This window comes from Streptomyces sp. NPDC002133 (assembly GCF_040296405.1).
Lineage (GTDB): Bacteria > Actinomycetota > Actinomycetes > Streptomycetales > Streptomycetaceae > Streptomyces.
In genome coordinates this window covers 345,093-365,376 of the sequence record NZ_JBEOXF010000001.1, presented here as the reverse complement: position 1 = coordinate 365,376, position 20,284 = coordinate 345,093, and the positions used below count along the sequence as shown (strand labels likewise).

The following is a 20,284-nucleotide window of genomic DNA, read 5'->3' as shown; positions in this document are numbered from 1 at the left end:
CACCGCGGTCCGGGGGGTCCCGTCCGTGCGGGGAGTCCCTTCCGGGCGGGTGGTCTGTCGGGGCAGGGTCATGAGGAGGGTTCCTGAGGGCTGGTGCGGGCGGAGTTTCCGGTGTCGCCGTGGCTACCGCTGCTGCCGTTGCCGGTACTGCCGTTGCTGCTGATACTTCCGATGCCGCCCGAGTTGCGGAGGGCCTGGGCAACCCGCTCGAATCTCTCGTGCCGTTCGAGGCGGCGCCGGTTGGCCCGCCGGAAGCGCCGGGCGACCAGCCGCGCGAGGTCGGCGGCGCCCACCATACCGGCCTCCGGCCCGAGCTGGGCCTTGGCGATACGGGCCTCGGGCCGGTAGCCGCGGCCGGTCAGATGGCGGCGGAAGGCGTCCCTGGCGGGTCCGATCAGCAGATCGTCGGCGGCGCTGACACCTCCGCCGATGACGAAGCAGGAGGGGTCGAGGGCCGCGGCGAGGTTGGCGATGCCCACACCGAGCCACTGGCCGATGTCCTCGAGCAGCTCGACGCACATCGCGTCGCCCTCGCGGGCCAGCTCGGTGATCAGCGGGCCGGTGATGTCCGGAATGTTGCCCTTGACCCGCTCGATGATGTTGTACGCGACGGGGGAGTCCGCGACCGCCAGCTCACGGGCCTCACGGACCAGGGCGTTGCCGGAGCTGTACTGCTCCCAGCAGCCGCGGTTGCCGCAGGGGCAGCGGTGCCCGCCGGGCACCACCTGCATATGGCCGAACTCCCCGGCGACTCCGTACTTGCCCCGCTTGACCTGCCCGCCCTCCAGGATCGCGCCGCCGATGCCGGTCCCGAGCGTGATCATGACGAGATGGTCCTCGCCGCGGCCCGCACCGAAGCGCCACTCGGCCCAGGCGGCGGTGTTCGCGTCGTTGTCGACCATGACGGGGACGGCGAGACGGTTCTGCAGCGAGTCGCGCAGCGGTTCGTTCCGCCAGGCGAGGTGGGGCGCGAAGAGCACCTTGGAGCGATCCGCGTCGACCCAGCCGGCCGCGCCGATGCCGACGGCGTGCACATCGTGCCGGTCGGAGAGGTCCAGGACCAGTTCGACGATGGTGTCCTCGACGACCTTGGGGCTCTTGGACTTGTCGGGGGTCTCGGTGCGGACCTTCTCCAGGATGATCCCGTCGGCGTCGACGACGCCGGCCATCACCTTCGTACCGCCGATGTCGATGCCGACGGTCGGCACACGGGGCGCGGTGAGGTGGGAGCGCCGCTCTCGGGTCCCGATGGTCCGCAGGACAGGGCCGCGGGCGGAGCCTCGGTGTGCGAAGTCACGGTACGTGCTCACGGTGTCCCTGCGGGTGGCGGTCGGCGATCCGGATCAGCGGAGGCGGACGGCGCCCGCCGTGCCCGATTGTGCCATCCGGGCACAGCGGCGGCCCGTGCGAGGGCGGGGACGTGCAGGAAGGGCGCCCGGACCCGATGGCCGTCGACGCTCACACGGGGAAGTCGCCGGCCCCGCCTCCGATGCCCTGGCTGTCGGGAGTCAGGGCCATCGCCAGCCGGGCGGGGTCGGTGAACGAGCGCGCCACCGACTGGTCCAGGAGCTTCAGCTCCTCCCGCACGGCAGGCAGGCGCGGCTCGGGCAGGGCGGCGAGCAGGCCCTCCAGCAAGGCCCGGAGCCGCCGGCAGATCTGGATGGAGGTCGCGCCGTACTCGCGGATCTCTGTCACGGCCAGCTGCAGAAAGTCCTCCCAGGACCTGCCGGGCACCACGAGCCGGGGCCGGCCGTGGCTGTCGTGGAGGGCGTAGCGCCGGTGGAGCTCGGCCTTGCCGAGGGTGTGCAGGAAGGCCTCGATGTGGTTGAGGAGCTGTACGGCGGTCGTGGGGTCGTTCACGGCGGGTGAGAGCGCCCTGATCGCGACGTCGACGAGGATGCGCAGGGCGAAGGCGGGGTCCTGCTCGATGGTCCGCTCGACACCCAGCGCCACGAGCCCGGTCAGGGCCCGTGGGTCGGGCGGCGCCGCTCCGTGGACCTCGAGCAGCGTGGCGCCGGGCGGTACGGCGTCGCCCACCCGGTGGGCGAGCACCACGACGCAGTCGTACTGCTCGGCGACGGCCGCCAGCCGCACGGCATGGACGCCCTGGAGCGCACCGCCCTGCTCCGTGCGGACCAGGGTCAGCGGTACGCCGCTCAGGGATGTGACCGGGCTCCCGGCGCGGATCGCCCCGCTGCCGGCCAGCGCCACCCCACGCTCGATCAGCCGCCCCCCCGCGCGTCCCACGAGGTCGGCGATGGCCACCGGTCTGAGGTTGTGGATGAAACGGTTGAGATAGATCAGGAGGAGCAACAGACTCGCGGCGACGGCCACTCCCGCCAGCGTGACACCGAGATCGGGCACGAAGTCCGTCTCGATACGGCGCAGCAGCGAGAAGGCGAAGGCAAACGTTCCGGCGAAGGTGGCGAGCACGGCCTTCTGCAGCCGGTCCCGGTACCAGAGCCGCATGTACCGCGGTGACAGCGTTCCTGTGGCCTGCTGGACGACGAGGACGCCGATGGTCACGACGAAGCCGAGAAGAGCGACCATCGCTCCGACGATCGAACTGAGAACGCTGCTCGCGGTCGACGCGGAGTACTGCCAGTCCGCGGGCATCCGCACCCTGCCGTCGAGCCACACCACGGCATCCGCGAGGAGCGTGCCGAGGATGATCCCGAACAGCGGGACGATCCAGAGGCTCGCTTTCGCGTACTGCCGCATCCGGAAGGCCGTCGCCCAGGACATCATCGTGTGCGCCCCCGGGTTCTCACCTGGTGTGCAGGGTCGTCTCCACGGTAGGCCCGTTCTCCGCGGCGCACGAATTTTCCCGAAAAGCCCTGAATGCCGCGAATGCCTAAGCTAATGGGGCGGCATCTGCCCGCGGACCCAGGCGAAAGGGGCTCGGGATGGGCGACTACCCCCTCATCGAGGACCACGGACTGATCGGTGATCTGCAGACCGCGGCACTGGTCACCACCCAAGGAACGATCGACTGGTACTGCTCGCCGCGCTTCGACTCGCCGAGCATCTTCGGGTCTCTGCTGGACAGCGAGAAAGGCGGGCACTTCAAGGTCGCGCCGGTGGACAAGACCTACGCCACCAAGCAGTTGTACCTTCCCGACACCGCGGTCCTGGTCACGCGCTTCATGACCGAGGCGGGTGCGGGCGAGGTCATCGACTTCATGCCGGTGACCGGGGCGACGGCCACGCGGCGTCACCGTCTGGTCCGTCTGCTGCGCTGCGTACGCGGCAGCCTCACCTTCCAGGTGGACATCGCTCCGCGGTTCAACTACGGCCGCACCCCGCACGAGCTGCACTACACCGAGCAGGGGGCGGTGTTCGTCACGGACGAGCTGGAGCTGACCCTCCACGCCGTCCGAGAGCCCGAGGACGTGCGTCTGGTCCCCCAGGACCTGGGCGACCACGACATGCACTTCACCCTGACCCTGCAGGCCGGCCAGGAGCGGGGCGTTGTCCTGGAGTCGTTCGCCGACGGCCCGCCGCGGCACATCCCGCACACCGAGTACATGGAACTCTTCGACGGAACCGTGCAGTTCTGGCGCAACTGGCTGGGGCAGTCCCGCTACTCCGGCCGCTGGCGGGAGGCGGTCGAGCGCTCGGCGGTGACACTGAAGCTGATGACGTACGCGCCGAGCGGCGCACTGGTGGCGGCACCGACCGCCGGGCTGCCCGAGCAGCTGGGCGGCGAGCGCAACTGGGACTACCGCTTCACCTGGATCCGCGACGCCTCCTTCTCCATCTACGCCCTGCTGGGGCTCGGCTTCACCGAGGAGGCGGTGGCGTTCATCGGCTGGCTGCGCGACCGGGTCCACGAGAAGGCGGGCTGCGACGGCAACTCGGGGCCGCTCAACATCATGTACCGGGTCGACGGCTCCGCCGACCTGGTCGAGGAGACCCTCGACCACTGGGAGGGCTATGCGGGTTCCAGCCCCGTGCGCATCGGCAACGGCGCCGCCAATCAGCTTCAGCTCGACATCTACGGCGAGGCACTGGACAGCATCTTCTTCGCCCACCAGCGGGGCATCCAGCTGGACCACCGCGGCTGGACATCCCTGCGCACGCTCGTCGACTGGCTCAGCGACCACTGGGACCAGCCCGAGGAGGGGCTGTGGGAGACCCGGGGCGGGCGCCAGGACTTCACGTACGGCCGGGTCATGTCGTGGGTCGCCTTCGACCGGGCGCTGCGGCTCGCCGCGGCGAGCGGCCGCCCTGCCACGCTCGCCCGCTGGAGCACTGAGCGCGACAAGATCTACGAGCAGGTACTGACCCGTGGCTGGGACCCGGAACGGCAGTCGTTCGTCCAGCACTACGGCAGCCAGGTGCTCGACTCGTCACTGCTGCGGATGTCCACCGTCGGCTTCATCACCCCGGACGATCCGATGTGGTCCTCCACTCTGAAGGCCATGGACGAGCGGCTGGTGAACGACAGTCTGGTCTACCGCTACAACCCCGAGGCGTCCCCCGACGGACTGCGCGGCTCCGAAGGCACCTTCTCCCTGTGCACGTTCATCTATGTCGACGCACTCGCACGTGCGGGCAGACTGAACGAGGCGAGGCTCGTCCTGGAGAAGATGCTCACCTACGCCAACCATCTGGGTCTGTACTCGGAGGAGATCGACCTGACCGGACGCCAGCTCGGTAATTTCCCCCAGGCCTTCACCCATCTCGCGTTCATCGACACGGCCCTCACCCTGGACAGGGAGCTGAACCGGGCCCGGGCGAACGGGACGGCGGTGCCCCGGGGCTCTGCCGAGTCCAATCTCTGAACCGCCGTCTCTCCGGAGCGATCGCGCCCGGCCTCCGGGCGTTCCGGCGACCGGTTCACAGCCCGGCCTTGACCGTGCCCGTCCGCTCGGCGGGTGCCGGGCCCAGCAGGACGACCATGTCGCCCGGGCCCGGCACGGCCGTCTCGGCCTCGGTGACCGGGTCGAGGCGGCCGTCGGCCCGTACCACGAACAGCAGGTCGTACCCCGCCGACGGGGCCTGGTCCAAGGGCATCACCACGAAGCGCTCACCCTGCGTGTACCGGGCCGCCAGCCGGTGCCGGACCAGGGCCCGGCCGAACAGGATGTCGCCGCCCGTGTAGGGGGCGACGACGCCGTGGCTGTCGTGCGGGGGCCCCACCCGGTAGACCGGGCCCTCGACGCTGTCCTGGACCATCACCGAGGCGAGCGCGTTGAAGTCGTCGTCGTCGGTGCAGAGGAACACGGCCGAGACGCCCTCCAGCCGCGCCCTGGGGTTGGTGGCCGTCGCCAGCATGTCGCCCTTCGCGAGCTCCAGGCCGGCGCCCCTGACCCGGTCCCGCTGCTCGTCGAGCCCCGCCCACATGAGCACATCGAGACCCGCGGACTTCAGCGCCAGACCGAGTCCGATCACCCACGGGTCGCCTCCCACCAGCAGGGGCCTCGTACGTGCCGGTCTGGCGACCCCCAGCCGCCGGGCCACGGGCGCCGCCGTGAGCGCGTAGAGCAGAACCGTTCCCACGATCACCAGGAAGGTGACCGGAAGGATCTTGGAAGCGCCCTTCAGCCCTTCGTCGACAAGGGACGCGGCGAAGACCGATGCCGTGGAGGCCGCCACGATGCCACGCGGAGCCATCCACCCGATGAAGGCCCGTTCCCCGCCGCTCAGGCCCGCGCGGTGGGTGGCGAGAAGGACCACGAGCGGCCGGACCACCAGGACGAGGACCGCGATGAGGACGAGCGCGGGAATGAGCACGGGCACCACGGACGCCGGGGTGACGGTGGACGAGATGGAGATGAAGAGCAGCCCGATGATCAGCTGGACCAGCGTCTCGAAGAACGGGCGGCGGGCGGGCATGTCGAAGCCGCGGATGTTGGTGACGGCCAGTCCCGTGACGATCGCGGCGATGAGTCCCGTGTCGTCCCGGACGATGTCGCAGCCCGCCGACACGACGATCACCGTGGCGAGCTGCGCCAGTGTGCCGAGCGTTTCGCCGAGCCGGAGGGTGCGCAGCGTCAGCCACAGCAACGCGACTCCCACGACCCCGCCCACGAGGCCGATGGCCAGGCTGATGAGGAACTGGCCCAGCTGGGATCCCCTGCCGATGTCGACGCGGCCCGTCTGGGAGACGGCGTGGAAGACGATCGCGCAGAGAATGCCGCCGATCGGGTCGGTCAGCGTCCCCTCCCAGATCAGAATGCGCCGCACCCTGTCCGTCGGCCGTACGTACTCGAGCAGCGGCCCCACGACCGTCGGGCCCGACACGACGAGGATCACCCCCAGCATCGCCGCCACCTTGAGCGAGACGCTGAACATCGCGGGGCCGACGGCGCAGGTGACCAGGAAGGTGAGGAGCACGCCGATCACCAGCAGCCTGCCCACGATCCCGCGGGTACGGCCGGTGAGATTGCGCAGGTCGAGGCCGAGGCCGGCGTCGTAGAGAATCACCGCGACGGACAGCGACACCAGGGCGGAGAAGTTCTGCCCCGCCAGTTCGTTCGGGTTGATGACGTCGGTCAGGGCACCCGCGGTGAAGCCGACCGGCAGCAGCAGGATCAGCGCGGGGACACGCAGCTTGCTCGCCACGATCTGCGAACCCGTGGCCAGCACGACGGTCAGGGCGATGCCCAGCAAGACCTCTTCGGCGGTGAGCACGCTCCGTCCCGTCAGTCGCCGTCGGCCTGGCTGCCCGTCCCGCCCTGCCGCAGGTCGGCGTCGGTGAGCGACTCCAACTCGCCGTGGGTGTCCAGCCAGTAGAGGAGGAACACGGCCGGGAAGACGAGAATCACCGCGACGAGCGTGACGAAGCCCAGCCACTTCAGTGTCGTGGGATCCCCCGCGGCCTCCTGCACGGTCAGAGAGGTCGGGATCAGGTAGGGACGCTGGGCGAGCCCCCAGGCGAGGACGGCCGCGGCGACCATGGCGACGGCCGTGATGCGCGACCACCGCCCGCCGGCCCGCAGCAGCAGCCAGCCCGTGCCGAGGGCGCCCACGACGGCCACGATCACGAACACGAGGCCCGCGCCATGGGTGAGCCCGCGCCAGATGTGGGGCGCGTCACCGCGGGTGACGATGAACGCGGCCACGCCGAGCAGAACGACGACGACCAGACTCCCGAGAGCCCGGCGCCGGAAGTAGCCGACGAGGTCGGGCGCGTCGAAGCGGGCGGCGTCCGAGGAGAGGAACACCGCCCCCAGGAAGGCGGTCGCGGCGATGGTCAGCAGCCCGAAGAAGAGTGAGGTCGGATTGGCCCAGGCGTGCGCCGAAGCCTCGGTGCCGGGTGCCGCCCGTCCGGAGGCGATCCCGCCGACAGCGGCGCCCAGGAAGTACGGGGTGATGAGCGAGGCGATGGCGAAGACCGCCCCGTAGACGCGCCGTCGGGCCAGTCGCCGCGCGGGTTTGCGCAGCGCGAACCCGGCGCCGCGCAGGACCATGCCGACGGCGGCGAGCGCCAGCGGCAGCCACATCGCGGAGAAGACCGTCTGGAACAGCACGGGGAACCCGGTCCACATGATGACGAAGACGAAGATCAGCCAGACGTTGTTGACCTCCCAGACGGGCGCCATGGCGTGGTCGATCAGCCACCGGGGCCGCTTGCCGCGCTCCGCTCCCCCGGCGAACAGGTCCCAGAATCCGGCCCCGTAGTCCGTGCCGCCGGCGCAGGCGTAGGCGGCCACCCCGAGCAGCAGGACGAAGGCGATGACCTCCGCGGCGGTCATGACCGACCGTCCTCGCCCGGTGCGGACCCGCTGCCGCCGGCGGCGAGGGCGCCGCCGTCCGGGGGCCGTGAGCGGGGTCCGTAGGGCGTGTCGGTCTCAGGAACACTCTCCACCGGGTGCCCCTTGGCCCGCTCGGCGTCGGCAAGCCGCCAGCGGGTGCGCATCTTCATCAGTACGGCGAGGAACGAGCCGAACAGGAGGACGTACACGACGATCACCAGACCGAACATGATCCAGAGGGTGGAGGAACGGGTTGCCGTCACCGCTTCCGCGACCCGCATGTTCTGGTAGACGATCCAGGGCTGCCGCCCCACCTCGGTCGCGATCCAGCCGCATTCGACGGCGACGACCGAGGCGACGCCGGCGCATGCCGCCCCGCGGTAGAACCAGCGGGAGCCGGGCATCCGGTGCCCCCTCAGCCGGTACCAGCCGTACCAGAGGGCGAGGAGCAGGAGCAGCGAGCCGATCACGACCATGATGTCGAAGGCCCAGTGGACGATGGTGGCCTGGGTCGCCGTCGGACGGTCGGACGCGGGGACGGTGGTGAGTCCGGTCACCTTCGTGTCCGGCCTGAAACCGGCGAGGATGGAGTCGAGTTGGGGGATCTTGATGCCGCCCGAGACGGTTCCGTCCGGGTGGAGCCTGCCGAAGATGTACTCCGGGACATGCGTGTCGGTCTCCCAGACGATCTCCATCGCGGCGAATTTCACGGGCTGCTTGTGGAAGACGGAGCGGGCGATGGAGTCGCCGAGCACGAACTGGACCGGGGTGAAGACCGCGGCGAGCGTGAAGGGGACGGTGAACCCGAGCCGGTGGTAGTGGTCCCTCCGGCCCCTGAGCCAGCCGACCGCGTAGACGCCGGCGACGACGTATCCGGCCGTCACCAGCATCGCGACGACGAAGTGCCAGTACTGCGGCCCGAACATCGGGGTGAAGATCGCTTTCCAGATGTCGACGTCGACGGGGTTGCCGTCGGAGTCGAGCGTGAAGCCCTGGGGCGTGTTCATCCACGAGTTGGCCGCGAGGATGCCGAACGCGCCGAGCAGTGCCGCGGCGGGCAGCGGAAGCCCGAGCAGGAAGTGGGTCCTCGGCTTGAGCCTGCGCCAGCCGTACAGGTAGATGGCGATGAGGACGGCCTCCAGGAAGAACGCCCAGGCCTCGATGCCGAATCCGATGCCGAAGACATCGCCCCACCGGCCCATGAGGCCCGGCCAGAGCAGTCCGAACTCGAAGGAGAGGACGGTGCCGGTCACGACACCGACGGCGAACTGGATCGCCATGACGGCCGACCAGCGGCGGGCGAGCAGCAGCGCGACGGGATCGTGCGTGCGCAGCCCGCGGTAATGCATGATCAGGGTGATCAGCGGCAGCGCCACCCCCATCGGCACCAGGATGATGTGGGAGGCGAGGGTGAACGCCATGAGCTCCCTGGCCGGGAGCAGCTGGGCGGGTGCGTCCGCCAGCAGGTGGACCGCATTGTGCATGGATGCCTTCGGTGGTCGGACCGTTCGGTGGGGGCGCGGGTCAGCCGCCTGTGGCGAATCCGGGGAAGAGGGTCATGCCCCCGTCCACGAAGAGGGTGACGCCGACCACGTAGTCCATGAGGTCCGACGCGAGGGCGACGGCGGCCTGGGCGATGTCCTCGGGGTCTCCGACCCTGCCGTACGGGATGAGCTCCAGCAGTGCCTTCTCGGCTTCGGGAGTCGACCAGGCGCTCGTGTTGATCGGGGTCTTGATGGCGCCGGGGCCGATCGCGTTCACCCGGATCCTCTTCGGCGCCAGTTCCTGGGCCAGCGTCTCCATCATCATCTGTACGCCGCCCTTGGAGGAGGCGTAGTTGACGTGGCCCGCCCACGGGATGAGCTGGTGCACCGAGCTCATGCAGATGATCTTCCCGGCGGAGCGGGACACCTCGGGGACGACACCGCGCCGCAGGAACTCCTTGGTCGCCTCCCTGGCACACAGGAACTGGCCCGTGAGGTTGACGTCGATGACCTTCTGCCACTGGGCGAGCGTCATCTCGGTGACCGGGGCGTCGCGCTGGAGGCCCGCGTTGGCGACCATGATGTCGATGGTCCCGAACTCCCGGACCATGCGGTCGACCATGCCGACGACCTCTTCCTCCTGGGACACGTCCGCCTCGTAGGCGGCGGCACGCACCCCGAAGGACTGGATCTCCTCGACGACCTGCTCGGCCGCTTCCTGGCCTGCCACATAGTTCACGACCACATCGGCGCCCGCCCGGCCCAGGCCGATCGCCGTCGCTTTGCCGATACCCGAGTTGGCGCCGGTGACCAGCGCCTTCTGCCCCTTCAGCAGCGGCGGAATCGCGTACGGTGCCGCACCGGCCTGGGTGTTCACGATGCCTCCTGGGTACGTACGTGGCGGGGATCCCACGGGGACGTGGTGGTGTCGCCGTCGGGGACCCGCGGGCTACCGAACCATCAGGAGGCCCGCGAAGGCGGCATGGCACAGTGCGGCTTGGGCCGTTGGCGCGCGATGTTCCCCCGGTCGGGTCAGCCCCGCAGCCGCTCCACGATGTGGTCGCCGACGCGCAGGGCGTTCGCGATGGCGGTCAGGGACGGATTGACCGCGCCGATGCTCGGGAAGAAGCTCGTGTCCACGACGTAGAGGTTGTCGAGGTCGTGGGCCTTGCAGTTGACGTCCAGGGCGGAGCTGCGCGGATCGTCGCCGAAGCGCACGGTGCCGGCCTGGTGGGCGGTCGCGCCGATGGGCATGCCCTTGTGCAGATAGATGCTGTGCGACAGCAGATGGTGCTCGTGCATGCCCAGATGGCCCAGCATGCCCTGCAGCTTGTGGCGCAGCCGGTTCAGTCCCTCGATGTTGTTCTTCTCGTCGAGGGCGAGATGGATACCGCCGTCGCGGTCCAGCGTGACACGGTTGTCCGGGGCCGGAAGGTCCTCGCCGCACAGCCAGAAGTCGACGGCGTGGTGGGCCAGCACCTCGAAGGGCATGTCCGGGGTCACGGCCCCGGCCCAGCGCGGGGCCTCGCCGTGGATCTGGTCGGCGTCCGACTTGCCGAGCATCTGGATGCCGCCGAGCGGATAGTCCCAGTCGTCGGCGCCGAAGTACCAGTCGTTCAGGGCGAGGGTCTTCTGGAACTGGGTGTCGTTGGGTTCCTTGGACACCGCCATGAGCGCCAGGTTGTTGTGGCGCATGTAGTGGCGGCCCACCACGTCCGAGCTGTTGGCCAGGCCGCCCGGGTGCCGGTCGTCGGCCGATGCCAGCAGCAGGACCGCCGAGTTGACGGCGCCGCACGCGACGACGACGACGTCGGCGGAGAATCGGGCCGGTGATCTGTCGCCACCGCCGGCGCCGTCGCCGAGCCGGGCGACGACGGTACGGACGCTGCGTCCACCGGGGTCGGTCTCCAGGCGGACCACATGGGCGTTGGTGATCATCTCGACGTTGGGGTGCTCCAGGGCGGGTTCGACGCAGATCACCTGTGCGTCGGACTTGCCCCGCACCAGACAGGGGAAGCCGTCGACCCGGTTGCAGCGGATGCACACGCTGGAATGGGTGGCCCGGCCGTTCTCGTCCTGGCTCAGATTGACGCCGATGGGCAAGTGGAAGGGGTGCAGCCCGCGCTTCTCGAGATCGTCGCTCAACTGCTGGATGCGCGGCTCGTGCTCGACGGGCGGGTAGGCGTACTGCGCGCTCGCCGGGCCCTCACCGGGATCCTCGCCGTGTCTGCCGTGCACGAGGTAGAGGTGTTCGGCCTGGGTGTAGTACGGCTCCAGGTCCTCGTAGCGGATCGGCCAGGCAGGGGAGATGCCGCCGTGGTGGCGCAGCTCGCCGAAGTCCTCCGGGCGGAGCCGGAAGAGGGCGGCCCCGTAGAACTTGGTGTTGCCCCCGACGTAGTAGTTGACCTCCGGCGGGAAGGTGTTGCCGTGCTTGTCGTACCAGAACTCGGGGGCACGGTACTTGCCCTTGACGAAGACGGCCGTGGACTCCCAGTTGTCCCGCTCCCGGGGGAGGTAGTCGCCGCGTTCGAGAATGAGTACGCGTTTTCCCGACGGGGCGATGCGGTGGGCGAGGGTGCCTCCGCCCGCGCCCGTGCCGATGATGATGACGTCGTAGTGCGGGAAGTCGTTCACGGCGGTCACCGTCCTCGCGGTTCTGGCCTACGGATCGAACGTATCGGTGGATCGGGTGGGCGGCGACCGGACCGTTCGGGCGGAGCTGTACGCCACCGTCACAGCACCGCGATCGGGTTGACCGGGGAGCCCGTGGCCGCGGGAAGGCGCAGCGGAGCGACCACGCAGAGAAAACTCCAGCGGCTCTCCCGTTCGCAGACCGGCGCCAGCTCCTCGAACTGCAGATAGTCCATCAGGTGCATCCCCATGGCATGGATCGTCAGCACATGGACGGGGAAGGCGACTCCCTCCACGGCGCTCGGGGCGGTGTCGTTGTTGCCGTCGCTGCCGAGCACCGCGACCTGCCGGTCGGCCAGGAAACCGACCGCCTCCGGATGCAGACCGGCGCGCGCCTCCGCGGCGTTCCAGGCCCCGGACTCCCGGCGTCTGCGCCGGTGACCCACCCGCACGAGCAGCAGATCCCCGGCACCGACGCGGACGCCCTGGGCGGTCTCGGCCGCGGCCAGGTCGTCCGCGGTCACATGGTCGCCCGGCTCCAGCCAGGGCACGCCCCGCAGCCGGGGGATGTCCAGCAGCACCCCGCGGCCCACGATGCCGTCGCGGACGACGTCGACGGTGAGAGCGGTGGCACCGTCCGGCGTCACGCTGCTCGCCGGTATGCCGTTGTAGAGCGCACCGTCATACATGACATGGCACAGTGCATCGAGATGGCTGTCCACGTCGCCGTGCACGTTCATGGCAAAGCGGTCGAGGGCGAAGTCCAGCCCTCCGTGGCCGCTGTCGCGCGGCTCGGCCCCTGTCATCCGGTGCGCCGCGGGGTCAGGGTTGTCCGGCCCCGGCGAGGTGTCCACCTGAGCGGCGAGGGAAATCGTGCGCCCGGTCGTGACCTCCCGGACCGCTGCAACGACGCGTGCGGGCGTGAGGTGGTTCAGCGTGCCTCGTCTGTCCTGCGGGCCCTGCCGTGCCTGCTCGCGCAGCCGCTCGTACAGGGCCCGGAACGCCTCCGGAGTCATCCGGGCCGTCACGACGGTCCCCGCGCACCGGCCCGGGCCGTCGGGTCCGGCTCGTGCGGCGCCGGCGCTCCGGGGCGGGCCGGCAGAAGTTCCGCCGTGATGAACGCGATCACCGCCGCCAGGATCACCACGGGAATCATGGCGATACTGCCGAGCAGCAGCACCACGAGCACCACGCTGCTGACCGGCAGCCGGAGCGCGGCAGCGGCCGAGGCGGCCATGCCCGCCGCCATGCCGGGAATCACTCCGAAGCCCGGCAGGGGCGCCAGCAGGACGCCCGCCGCGGCTCCGAGGAAGAGTGCGGGAAAGATCGGGCCACCGCGCAGACTGCCCAGGCACAGGGCGTAGCCGACGCTCTTGAACACGAGAACGGCGACCAGCGCCCCGACGCCCCACGTGTGCGGATCGGCGGCCATCTGCACCATCGTTCCCTGGCCCGACGAGGCGACGTCGGCGGGTGACCGGTCGGTGAGCACGGCATACAGGGCCGCGCAGGCACCGGCGCCGAGCGCGCACAGCACCGACGCCGTGAGGGTCCGCCTGGCGACGGCGGCGGCCGCCAGCCGCCCTCCGGAGAAGATCATGTGGACGAGTACGCCGATGACGACCGCCATCGGCAGGGTCCAGACCACGTCCCCGGCGTCCAGGTGCGGGAACGACCCCGGGAGTTTCAGGCTGAGGCTGCCCTCCTCCAGGCCGGTCCAGCGGCCGAAGCCGGTGAACACGAGGGCACCCACTCCGCTGGAGAGCAGCGCCGGCAGCATGACCGCGAACAGCTGCGGGCCGCCCACCCCTGCCACCTCCATCAGAAGCACGGCGCCGATCAGCGGATTGCCGAGGATCACCGAGATGGCGGCGGCTGCCCCGGCCGCGCCGAGGAGCGCCGTGCTCTGCGGGGTCGCTTCCTTGCGCACGAGGTCCCTGAACAGCAGGGCCAGGCCGCCACCCACGGCGATCAACGGCGCTTCCGGGCCCAGCACCGCACCGAGCGGCAGGCTCGCCAGCGCCGCGATGACGACTCCCGGCAGCGCCTTCGAGGAGGCGCCGCCGGCGTGCAGCCCGTACGCGGGGACATGGCCACCCGCTCCGGCCATACGGGTGAAGACCAGGCCGACCACCAGACCCGCGACCGGAAGCAGCAGCAGCGGCCACCACCAGGGCGGCAGGGACCAGCCCAGCACCTCCGGGAGGTGCACCCACAGCAGGTGCTCCAGCTGGTGGAGTGCGACGAGGAACCAGAACGCGACCAGCGACACCGGGATGCCGATGACGGCGCAGAACACGAGCGTCCTGAGATAGCCGGGGCTGCGCAGCAAGGCGCGCAACCGGTCCGCCTCCTCCGGCTGGGCGCCGTCACCGGGCGCGTCCGCCCGCGGAGGCCCAGTCGGCGGATGCGGCTGCGGTTGCGGCTGGGTCATCGAGGGCGGCCCTCAGCCGAGGACCTTCTGCTTCTCGGCCGCGAACTCCTGCTCGGTCAGAATCCCCTGGGCCTTCAGCTCACCGAGCTCCTTGAGCCTGTCGATCTTCCTGCCCATGTCGTCGTCGGGCGGCATCGGCGGGGGAACCGTCTCCTGCGACGGGGCCGGAGCCGCGCTCTGTTGCGGCTGCTGCTGCGTCTGTGTCTGCTGCTGTGTCTGGTCCTGCTGTTGTGACCACCGGCCCGACTGCCGCCGCGACACACGATTGGACACCGCGGTGGCGGTCCCGGCGACGACGGCGGTACGGGCGACCCGACGGATGAGGCGTGGCATGTTCGACTCCCTGTGCCTTCCCTGTACCTTCTCTGTGCCCTGGTGAGGGCGGACGCGGACGGGGGCCCGGGGTTCAGGCCGCCGGGGATCCCTCTTCCGGCATGCCTTCGACCGCGTCCAGCGAGGCGAGCAGTGCCTGGACCGGGATCCGCCCTCCCGCCACGAACTGTGCGCCGCTGCGCCGCAGGGCCCTGGCGAGCGGGGCGGCCCAGGTGTTCTCGTACAACAGGATCGTCGCGGAGTTGCCGGGTTCGACGGCCGCGCCGGCCTCCTCGATGTCGTCCTGGCCGAGCAGGCCGGAGGAGACGCCTTCGAAGACGGTCAGGTCCAGTTCGTCGTCACCGACCTCGGACAGCTCCAGGACCGTGACGGAGCCGTCGGTGTCCTTGCGGACGAACAGCATGTCGAGAATGCGGATGATCCGGCGGTCGACCAGGTCGATGAGCAGGGGGAACCCTTCGCCTGTCATGCGATTGCCGGGAAATTCCAGGACCAGGTAGTCGACAGGTCCCATGTCCTCGAAGTCTTCGCTCATGACCACTCCTTGCGAGCGCATCAGCGGTCCGGCCGGCTCGCCTGCCGATGGCTCGGCGCGCCCTCCGGCACGCGGCGTCCCGTATGCCATTGCAGCACTCGTCGCAGGGCTTCGCACCTTCGGCTCGCCGCCGCCGCCGGCGCGCGCGGGCCGCGCCGCGCATGGGCGGCACAGCTGCTCGGCGGTCAACTCGTCAGCTGGTAGATGCTGTTGCCGGTCAGCCACAGCCCCACCACCAGGCAGCCGAGGACGATGGCCGGCTCCTCGTGCTCCTCCAGCCAGGTGCGCAGACGCTGCAGGCGGACTCCCGCGGCCTCCGGCGCGAACACCGTGTACAGCTCGGCGGCGAGCAGGCTGGCGCTGGCGAGGATGCAGAAGCCGAACAGGGCCAGGTACGAGCCGAGATGGGACAGATCGGCCTTGACGACGACGGTGGCCGCCGCGGCGACCAGACCCCAGGGCTGCAGGAAGACGGCCAGCCCGGCGGCGGACCAGGGGGACATCCGGTTCGACCGGGAGTGCGTCGAGCGCGCGTGCTTGGCGCGCCCGGTCGGCGCGGCCCTGCCGGGCGCGCCGTGACGGCGTCGCCGCCGGTGCTCGCCGTAGGCGACCAGGCCGACGCCGATGGCGAGCTTGGCCGCGAGCGCGGCCGTGGAGGGCGGAGACCTGGGCGGCGGCGGGGTACCGCCAGTGAAGAGCAGGACCAGGGCGATCACCGCGACGAGGCAGGCCAGCCAGGCGAGGATGAAGACCAGTCCCCGCCAGACGCCCTTGTGCGACGACAGCACCAGCACGAAAGCCATGATCGGCAAGGGGTCGAGGGTGATGGCGACGGCGATGAGCAGCAAGTCGAGGACCATGACGCTCCCCTCCGCAGGGTGTCCGCGCCGCTCCCCATGGCCGGGCCGGCGCACCGGCCGCCCGCACCGCGTGCCGGTGGCCGGCCGCTCACCCGTCCATCGTCACCTCCCATGACGGACTCACGCAAACAGAGCACAAGGGCCCGCTCCGGAGCACCTGCGGCCGCAGATCCGGCGGGGCGCCCGGGTGATTCCCGAGATGCCGGTGCGGCCCGTGTCCCGCACGCTTGGTCCCAGGGAAGGAGCAACGCCATGACCACGCGGCCGCGGGCTGCCTTCCTCCGCCAGTCGTGGTGGACGGCACAGTTCGAGGCACAGCGGGCGTTCGCGCGGTCGATGGTCGCGCGCACCGAGGCCCGCTTTCCCGTCGTGACGCAACTGACGGCCCGTATGGTCGCGGTGAACATCTTCGACTCGGCGACCCGGTTGGCCGCACAGTGCTTCGTGACGGCCGTACCGCTGTTGTTCGTCGTCGGCTCCTTCGCACCCGAGGGGGTACGCAATCAGCTGGTCAGTTCCGTGTCGGCGGTGTTCGGGCTCACCGGCGCCTCCAAAGACCAGCTGGAGCAGGTGTACCGGTCCACCGACGAGAATCTGCGTGACGCCACCGGTGTGATCGGCGCGCTGATGGTGCTGCTGTCCGCCACGGCCTGCAGCCGCGCGATGCAGCGGCTGTGCAAACGGGCCTGGCTGGTCCCGAGGACCGGCGCCAAGATCGCCCCATGGCGCTGGCTGGCGTGGATCGGCGTGTGGCTGTCCGTCCTGATCGTGCAGGGGCCGGTGCGCGACGGATTCGGCGCCGGTCTGTGGCTGGCCATCCCGGTGACGATGCTGTCCCAGACGCTCCTGTGGTGGTGGAGTCAGCATCTGCTGCTCGGCGGGCTCATCGGCTGGCGTCCGCTGTTGCCCGGCGCCGTGCTGACCGCCTTCGCCGTCACCGCGCTGTCGATCGGCAGCCGGTACTACATGCCCCGCGCTGTCAACCGGAGTCTCGCCGAGTACGGACCCGTCGGCACGGTCCTCACGCTGCTGTCCTGGCTGATCGTGCTCTGTGTCGCGATCGCGGTCGGTATCACGGCAGGGGCCGTGCTGGCGCGGGAGCCCTGGCTCGCCCGCCGTCTCGGCGCCGGCACTGGCACCGGCACCGGCACCGGCACCTGAACGTGTCCCTGACCGGCCGCTCGCCCGCGTCAGCCGTACGTGCCCGGGCGGTCCGCGCCTCAGCCGCGCCCCAGGTCGTGCCCTCCGAGATGGCGCGGAACCGGCGCCCGTTCCAGTTCGTGGCGCAGATCGTCCAGTTCGCTGCCACCCGCCATCTGACGCGTGAGCTCATCCAGGGTGATCTCGGACTTGCTGTGGCTGCCGAACATCGTGCCGCGCTTGAGCAGGACGAAGCGGTCGCCCACGAGATAGGCGTGATGGGGGTTGTGGGTGATGAGCACCACGCCGAGCCCTGCGTCACGTGCCGCGGCCACGTACTTCAGGACGACGCCGGACTGCTTGACCCCGAGCGCCGCCGTGGGCTCGTCCAGGACCAGCACCTTGGCGCCGAAGTAGACGGCCCTGGCGATGGCCACGCACTGCCGCTCGCCGCCCGACAGGGTGCCGATGGGCTGGTCGACGTCGCGCAGGTCGATGCCCATCCGCAACAACTCGGCACGGGTGGTCTCACGCATCAGCCTGACGTCGAGCCGTTTGAACGGGCCCTCGCCCTTGGTCGGCTCGGAGCCGAGGAAGAAGTTCCGCCAGACCGGCATGAGCGGTACGACGGCGAGGTCCTGGTAGACCGTGGCGATGCCCCGGTCGAGGGCCTCACGGGGCGAGGACAGGGTGACCGGCTGGCCCTCGATCGAGAAGGTTCCCGCATCGTGCCGGTGGAGCCCCGCGATGATCTTGATGAGGGTGGACTTCCCCGCGCCGTTGTCCCCCAGGACACAGCTGATCCCGCCCGCGTGGACTTCGAGGGATACCCCTTCGAGCGCGCGGATGTTGCCGTAGTACTTGCTGACGTCGTCGAGCTCCACGAGGGGCGTGGTGTCGGTCATCTACTTGCTCGCCTCCGCGCGCTTGCGGACCCATGCGTTGAGCAGGGTGGCCAGAAGGAGCATCGCTCCGAGGAAGAACTTGAACCAGTCCGGGTTCCACTCCGCGTACACGATGCCCTTGCTCGTCATGCCGAAGATGAAGGCACCGACCGCTGACCCGATCGCCGAGCCGTAGCCGCCGGTGATCAGGCAGCCGCCGATGACGGCCGCGATGATGTAGATCAGCTCGTTCCCGACGCCCTCGCCGGACTGGACGACGTCGAACGAGAACAGCAGATGCTGTCCGGATATCCAGGCGCAGAACCCGACGCCCATGTAGAGGCCGATCTTGGTCCTGGCCACCGGGACGCCGACCGCGCGGGCCGCGTCGGCGCCGCCGCCGGCCGCGAAGATCCAGTTGCCGAAGCGGGTCCGCAGCAGGATCCACGTGGCGAGGGCGACGAGTCCGATCCACCAGAGGATCGTCACCTTGAGGTCGACATCACCGATCGTGAGCTGCGAGGCGAAGAGGGCCTTCGCGGACTCGAAGCCCTGCATGTCGGCGATGGTCTTGGTCGACACCGTGCCGCTGATCAGCTTGGTGAAGCCCAGATTGAGGCCGGTGAGCATCAGGAACGTACCGAGCGTGACGATGAAGCTCGGCAGCTTCGTCCGGGTCAGCATGACGCCGTTGAAGACGCCGATCGAAAGCGTGACCAGCAGGGACACCAGGACGCCGACCCAGACGTTCGCCGTCATCTGGTAGCTGAACATCGAGGAGATCAGCGCGGAGGTGGTCACCAGCACACCGGCGGAGAGGTCGAACTCACCGCCGATCATCAGCAGCGCGACGGGGACGGCCATGATGCCGATCGTGGACGCCGCGTACAGCACCGTGCCGAGGCTGGACGCCTGAAGGAAGCTGTCGGCGACGATCGAGAAGAAGATGAAGACGGCGGCGGCGCCGACGACGGATCCGAGCTCGGGCCGGCCGAGGAGCTTCTTCAGCGGCGAGGTGCGCAGGAGCCGCACGTCCGCCTCGTCCGTCCTGTCGTGTGCGGGTGGTGCGGTCGCGGTCATCGGGTCCCCCGCTCCGTGTGGTCCTGCAGTTCGGCGGCGTCCTTGTCGGTGATGATCTGCGGTCCGGTGAGCACGGGCCGCCCGCCGCCGAGCACATCGGCGTTGTAGCGGTGCAGCCAGAGCAGATCGACGGCCTCGTAGCCCTGGAGGTAGGGCTGCTGGTCGACGGCGAAGCCGAGCTTCCCGGCCTGGAGTGCGATGGCGACCTTGGCGTTCAGGTCGAAGGTGTCGATCTCGGCCTTGCTCTCCGTGGTGTCCCTGGCCTGGACGGCGGCGTCGGCGAAGGGGGCGCCGAGAGTGACGACCGCGTCGACGGACCGGTCGGACTGGAGCTTCGCCTCGATGGCCGCCCGGACGTCGGGCATGTTGGTGCCGTCGACGTACAGGTTCTCGAGCGACCCGGCGAAGGTCTTCTTCGCTCCGGCGCAGCGCTGCTCATGGCCGACGTTGCCCTGCTCGTGCAGAACGCACAGGGCCTTCTTGCGGCCGCGCTTGTCGAGTTCGTCGCCGACGGCCTCACCTGCGATCGACTCGTCCTGGCCTATGTGGGTGAGCGCGCCGAAGGCCTTGGACTGCTCGGAGCCGGAGTTCACGGTGATCACCGGGATCCCGGCCCTGGTGGCCTTGGCGACGACGTCCTTCATGGCGTCGGGCTTGGCGAGGGTGACGATCAGCCCGTCGACCTTCTTGTCGATGTACGTGTCGACGAGCTGGGCCTGCTGCTGGGCCTCGTCGCTGTGGGCGTAGAGGAAGTCGATGTTGTCCTTCGCCGCCGCCTCCTTGGCGCCGCGCTGGACGATGTCCCAGAAGGTGTCGCCGTCCCCGGAGTGGGTGACCATGGCGAAGGTCCAGCGCGGGGTGCTGACCGCGGGCCGGCCCTCTGCCGCGGCGGCCTTGCGCGAGTCCTCGGCCCGCTTGCCGCCGGTGGCACTGCACCCCGCGAGGGAGACTCCCAGCACCGCCGCCAGCACCGCGCCGACCGCGCGTATCCCTGTCCGAACCCTTGCCACGACGCCGTGCCCCTCTTGCTCCGCTTGGTGAAATCTGCGGTAAGTATCCCCCGGCACCTTTGTGGGGATGACCGGCGGGTAGGTGAGGGCGCAGCCCATCGGGTGCCGGGCGGACGTCATCGGACGCCGGGCGCAGCCCATCGGACGCCGGACGGACGTCATCGGACGCCGGGCGCAGCCCATCGGACGC

The 20,284-nt window shown here is 70.1% G+C and carries 17 protein-coding genes; 2 read left to right on the top strand and 15 right to left on the bottom strand.

Going from position 1 to position 20,284, the window contains the following annotated elements:
* Positions 1-68: 68 nt before the first annotated feature.
* Together ABT078_RS01560 and ABT078_RS01555 are read right to left on the bottom strand one after the other, a co-directional pair.
* Complete coding sequence (locus ABT078_RS01560; RefSeq protein WP_351222600.1) at positions 69-1,310, bottom strand: ROK family glucokinase; 1,242 nt, start codon at positions 1,308-1,310, stop codon at positions 69-71.
* A gap of 148 nt (positions 1,311-1,458) precedes the next feature.
* Positions 1,459-2,748: a DUF2254 domain-containing protein gene (locus ABT078_RS01555; RefSeq protein WP_351222598.1), complete on the bottom strand. Its 1,290-nt coding sequence runs from the start codon at positions 2,746-2,748 to the stop codon at positions 1,459-1,461.
* 158 nt (positions 2,749-2,906) lie between these two features.
* Between ABT078_RS01555 and ABT078_RS01550 the strand changes: the two genes are divergently transcribed.
* Positions 2,907-4,787 (top strand): glycoside hydrolase family 15 protein, encoded by a 1,881-nt coding sequence (locus ABT078_RS01550; protein WP_351222596.1) that lies wholly within the window; start codon positions 2,907-2,909, stop codon positions 4,785-4,787.
* 55 nt (positions 4,788-4,842) lie between these two features.
* Here the strand turns inward: ABT078_RS01550 and ABT078_RS01545 are convergent, their stop codons facing one another.
* The 10 genes from ABT078_RS01545 to ABT078_RS01500 all read right to left on the bottom strand — a co-directional run bounded on the left by ABT078_RS01545 (position 4,843) and on the right by ABT078_RS01500 (position 15,980).
* A complete protein-coding gene (locus ABT078_RS01545) occupies positions 4,843-6,639 on the bottom strand; it encodes a cation:proton antiporter (RefSeq protein WP_351222594.1) in 1,797 nt (598 codons plus the stop codon).
* An 11-nt stretch (positions 6,640-6,650) separates the two neighbouring features.
* Complete coding sequence (locus ABT078_RS01540; protein WP_351222592.1) at positions 6,651-7,703, bottom strand: cytochrome d ubiquinol oxidase subunit II; 1,053 nt, start codon at positions 7,701-7,703, stop codon at positions 6,651-6,653.
* A complete protein-coding gene (locus ABT078_RS01535) occupies positions 7,700-9,187 on the bottom strand; it encodes a cytochrome ubiquinol oxidase subunit I (RefSeq protein WP_351222590.1) in 1,488 nt (495 codons plus the stop codon). The genes ABT078_RS01540 and ABT078_RS01535 overlap by 4 nt, the downstream gene beginning before the upstream one ends.
* A 40-nt stretch (positions 9,188-9,227) precedes the next feature.
* Positions 9,228-10,064, bottom strand: a complete 837-nt coding sequence (locus ABT078_RS01530; RefSeq protein ID WP_351222588.1) for an SDR family oxidoreductase — start codon at positions 10,062-10,064, stop codon at positions 9,228-9,230.
* 155 nt (positions 10,065-10,219) lie between these two features.
* Complete coding sequence (locus tag ABT078_RS01525) at positions 10,220-11,821, bottom strand: GMC oxidoreductase (RefSeq protein WP_351222586.1); 1,602 nt, start codon at positions 11,819-11,821, stop codon at positions 10,220-10,222.
* Between the two features lie 98 nt (positions 11,822-11,919).
* Complete coding sequence (locus ABT078_RS01520) at positions 11,920-12,834, bottom strand: cyclase family protein (protein ID WP_351222923.1); 915 nt, start codon at positions 12,832-12,834, stop codon at positions 11,920-11,922.
* An 8-nt stretch (positions 12,835-12,842) separates the two neighbouring features.
* Positions 12,843-14,252 carry a chloride channel protein gene (locus ABT078_RS01515; protein ID WP_351222584.1) on the bottom strand — a complete coding sequence of 470 codons (1,410 nt, stop codon included), beginning with the start codon at positions 14,250-14,252 and terminating at the stop codon, positions 12,843-12,845.
* 12 nt (positions 14,253-14,264) lie between these two features.
* The gene (locus ABT078_RS01510; protein WP_351222582.1) at positions 14,265-14,585 is read right to left on the bottom strand and encodes an SHOCT domain-containing protein; all 321 of its coding nucleotides are present in this window, start codon (positions 14,583-14,585) and stop codon (positions 14,265-14,267) included.
* Between the two features lie 73 nt (positions 14,586-14,658).
* On the bottom strand, positions 14,659-15,120 hold the full coding sequence (locus tag ABT078_RS01505; protein WP_351222580.1) for a DUF6325 family protein: 462 nt from the start codon (positions 15,118-15,120) through the stop codon (positions 14,659-14,661).
* 185 nt (positions 15,121-15,305) lie between these two features.
* Positions 15,306-15,980, bottom strand: coding sequence for a GAP family protein (locus ABT078_RS01500; RefSeq protein WP_351222578.1), 675 nt, complete (start codon positions 15,978-15,980; stop codon positions 15,306-15,308).
* A 252-nt stretch (positions 15,981-16,232) separates the two neighbouring features.
* Between ABT078_RS01500 and ABT078_RS01495 the strand changes: the two genes are divergently transcribed.
* A complete protein-coding gene (locus ABT078_RS01495) occupies positions 16,233-17,141 on the top strand; it encodes a YhjD/YihY/BrkB family envelope integrity protein (protein ID WP_351222576.1) in 909 nt (302 codons plus the stop codon).
* Between the two features lie 59 nt (positions 17,142-17,200).
* Here ABT078_RS01495 and ABT078_RS01490 read toward each other — a convergent pair whose 3' ends face one another.
* The 3 genes from ABT078_RS01490 to ABT078_RS01480 are packed head-to-tail and all read right to left on the bottom strand — an operon-like array spanning position 17,201 to position 20,094.
* Positions 17,201-18,025 (bottom strand): ATP-binding cassette domain-containing protein, encoded by an 825-nt coding sequence (locus ABT078_RS01490; protein ID WP_351222574.1) that lies wholly within the window; start codon positions 18,023-18,025, stop codon positions 17,201-17,203.
* Positions 18,026-19,084 (bottom strand): ABC transporter permease, encoded by a 1,059-nt coding sequence (locus ABT078_RS01485; protein ID WP_351222572.1) that lies wholly within the window; start codon positions 19,082-19,084, stop codon positions 18,026-18,028.
* Positions 19,081-20,094 carry a sugar ABC transporter substrate-binding protein gene (locus ABT078_RS01480; protein WP_351222570.1) on the bottom strand — a complete coding sequence of 338 codons (1,014 nt, stop codon included), beginning with the start codon at positions 20,092-20,094 and terminating at the stop codon, positions 19,081-19,083. The genes ABT078_RS01485 and ABT078_RS01480 overlap by 4 nt, the downstream gene beginning before the upstream one ends.
* Between the last annotated feature and the right edge of the window lie 190 nt (positions 20,095-20,284).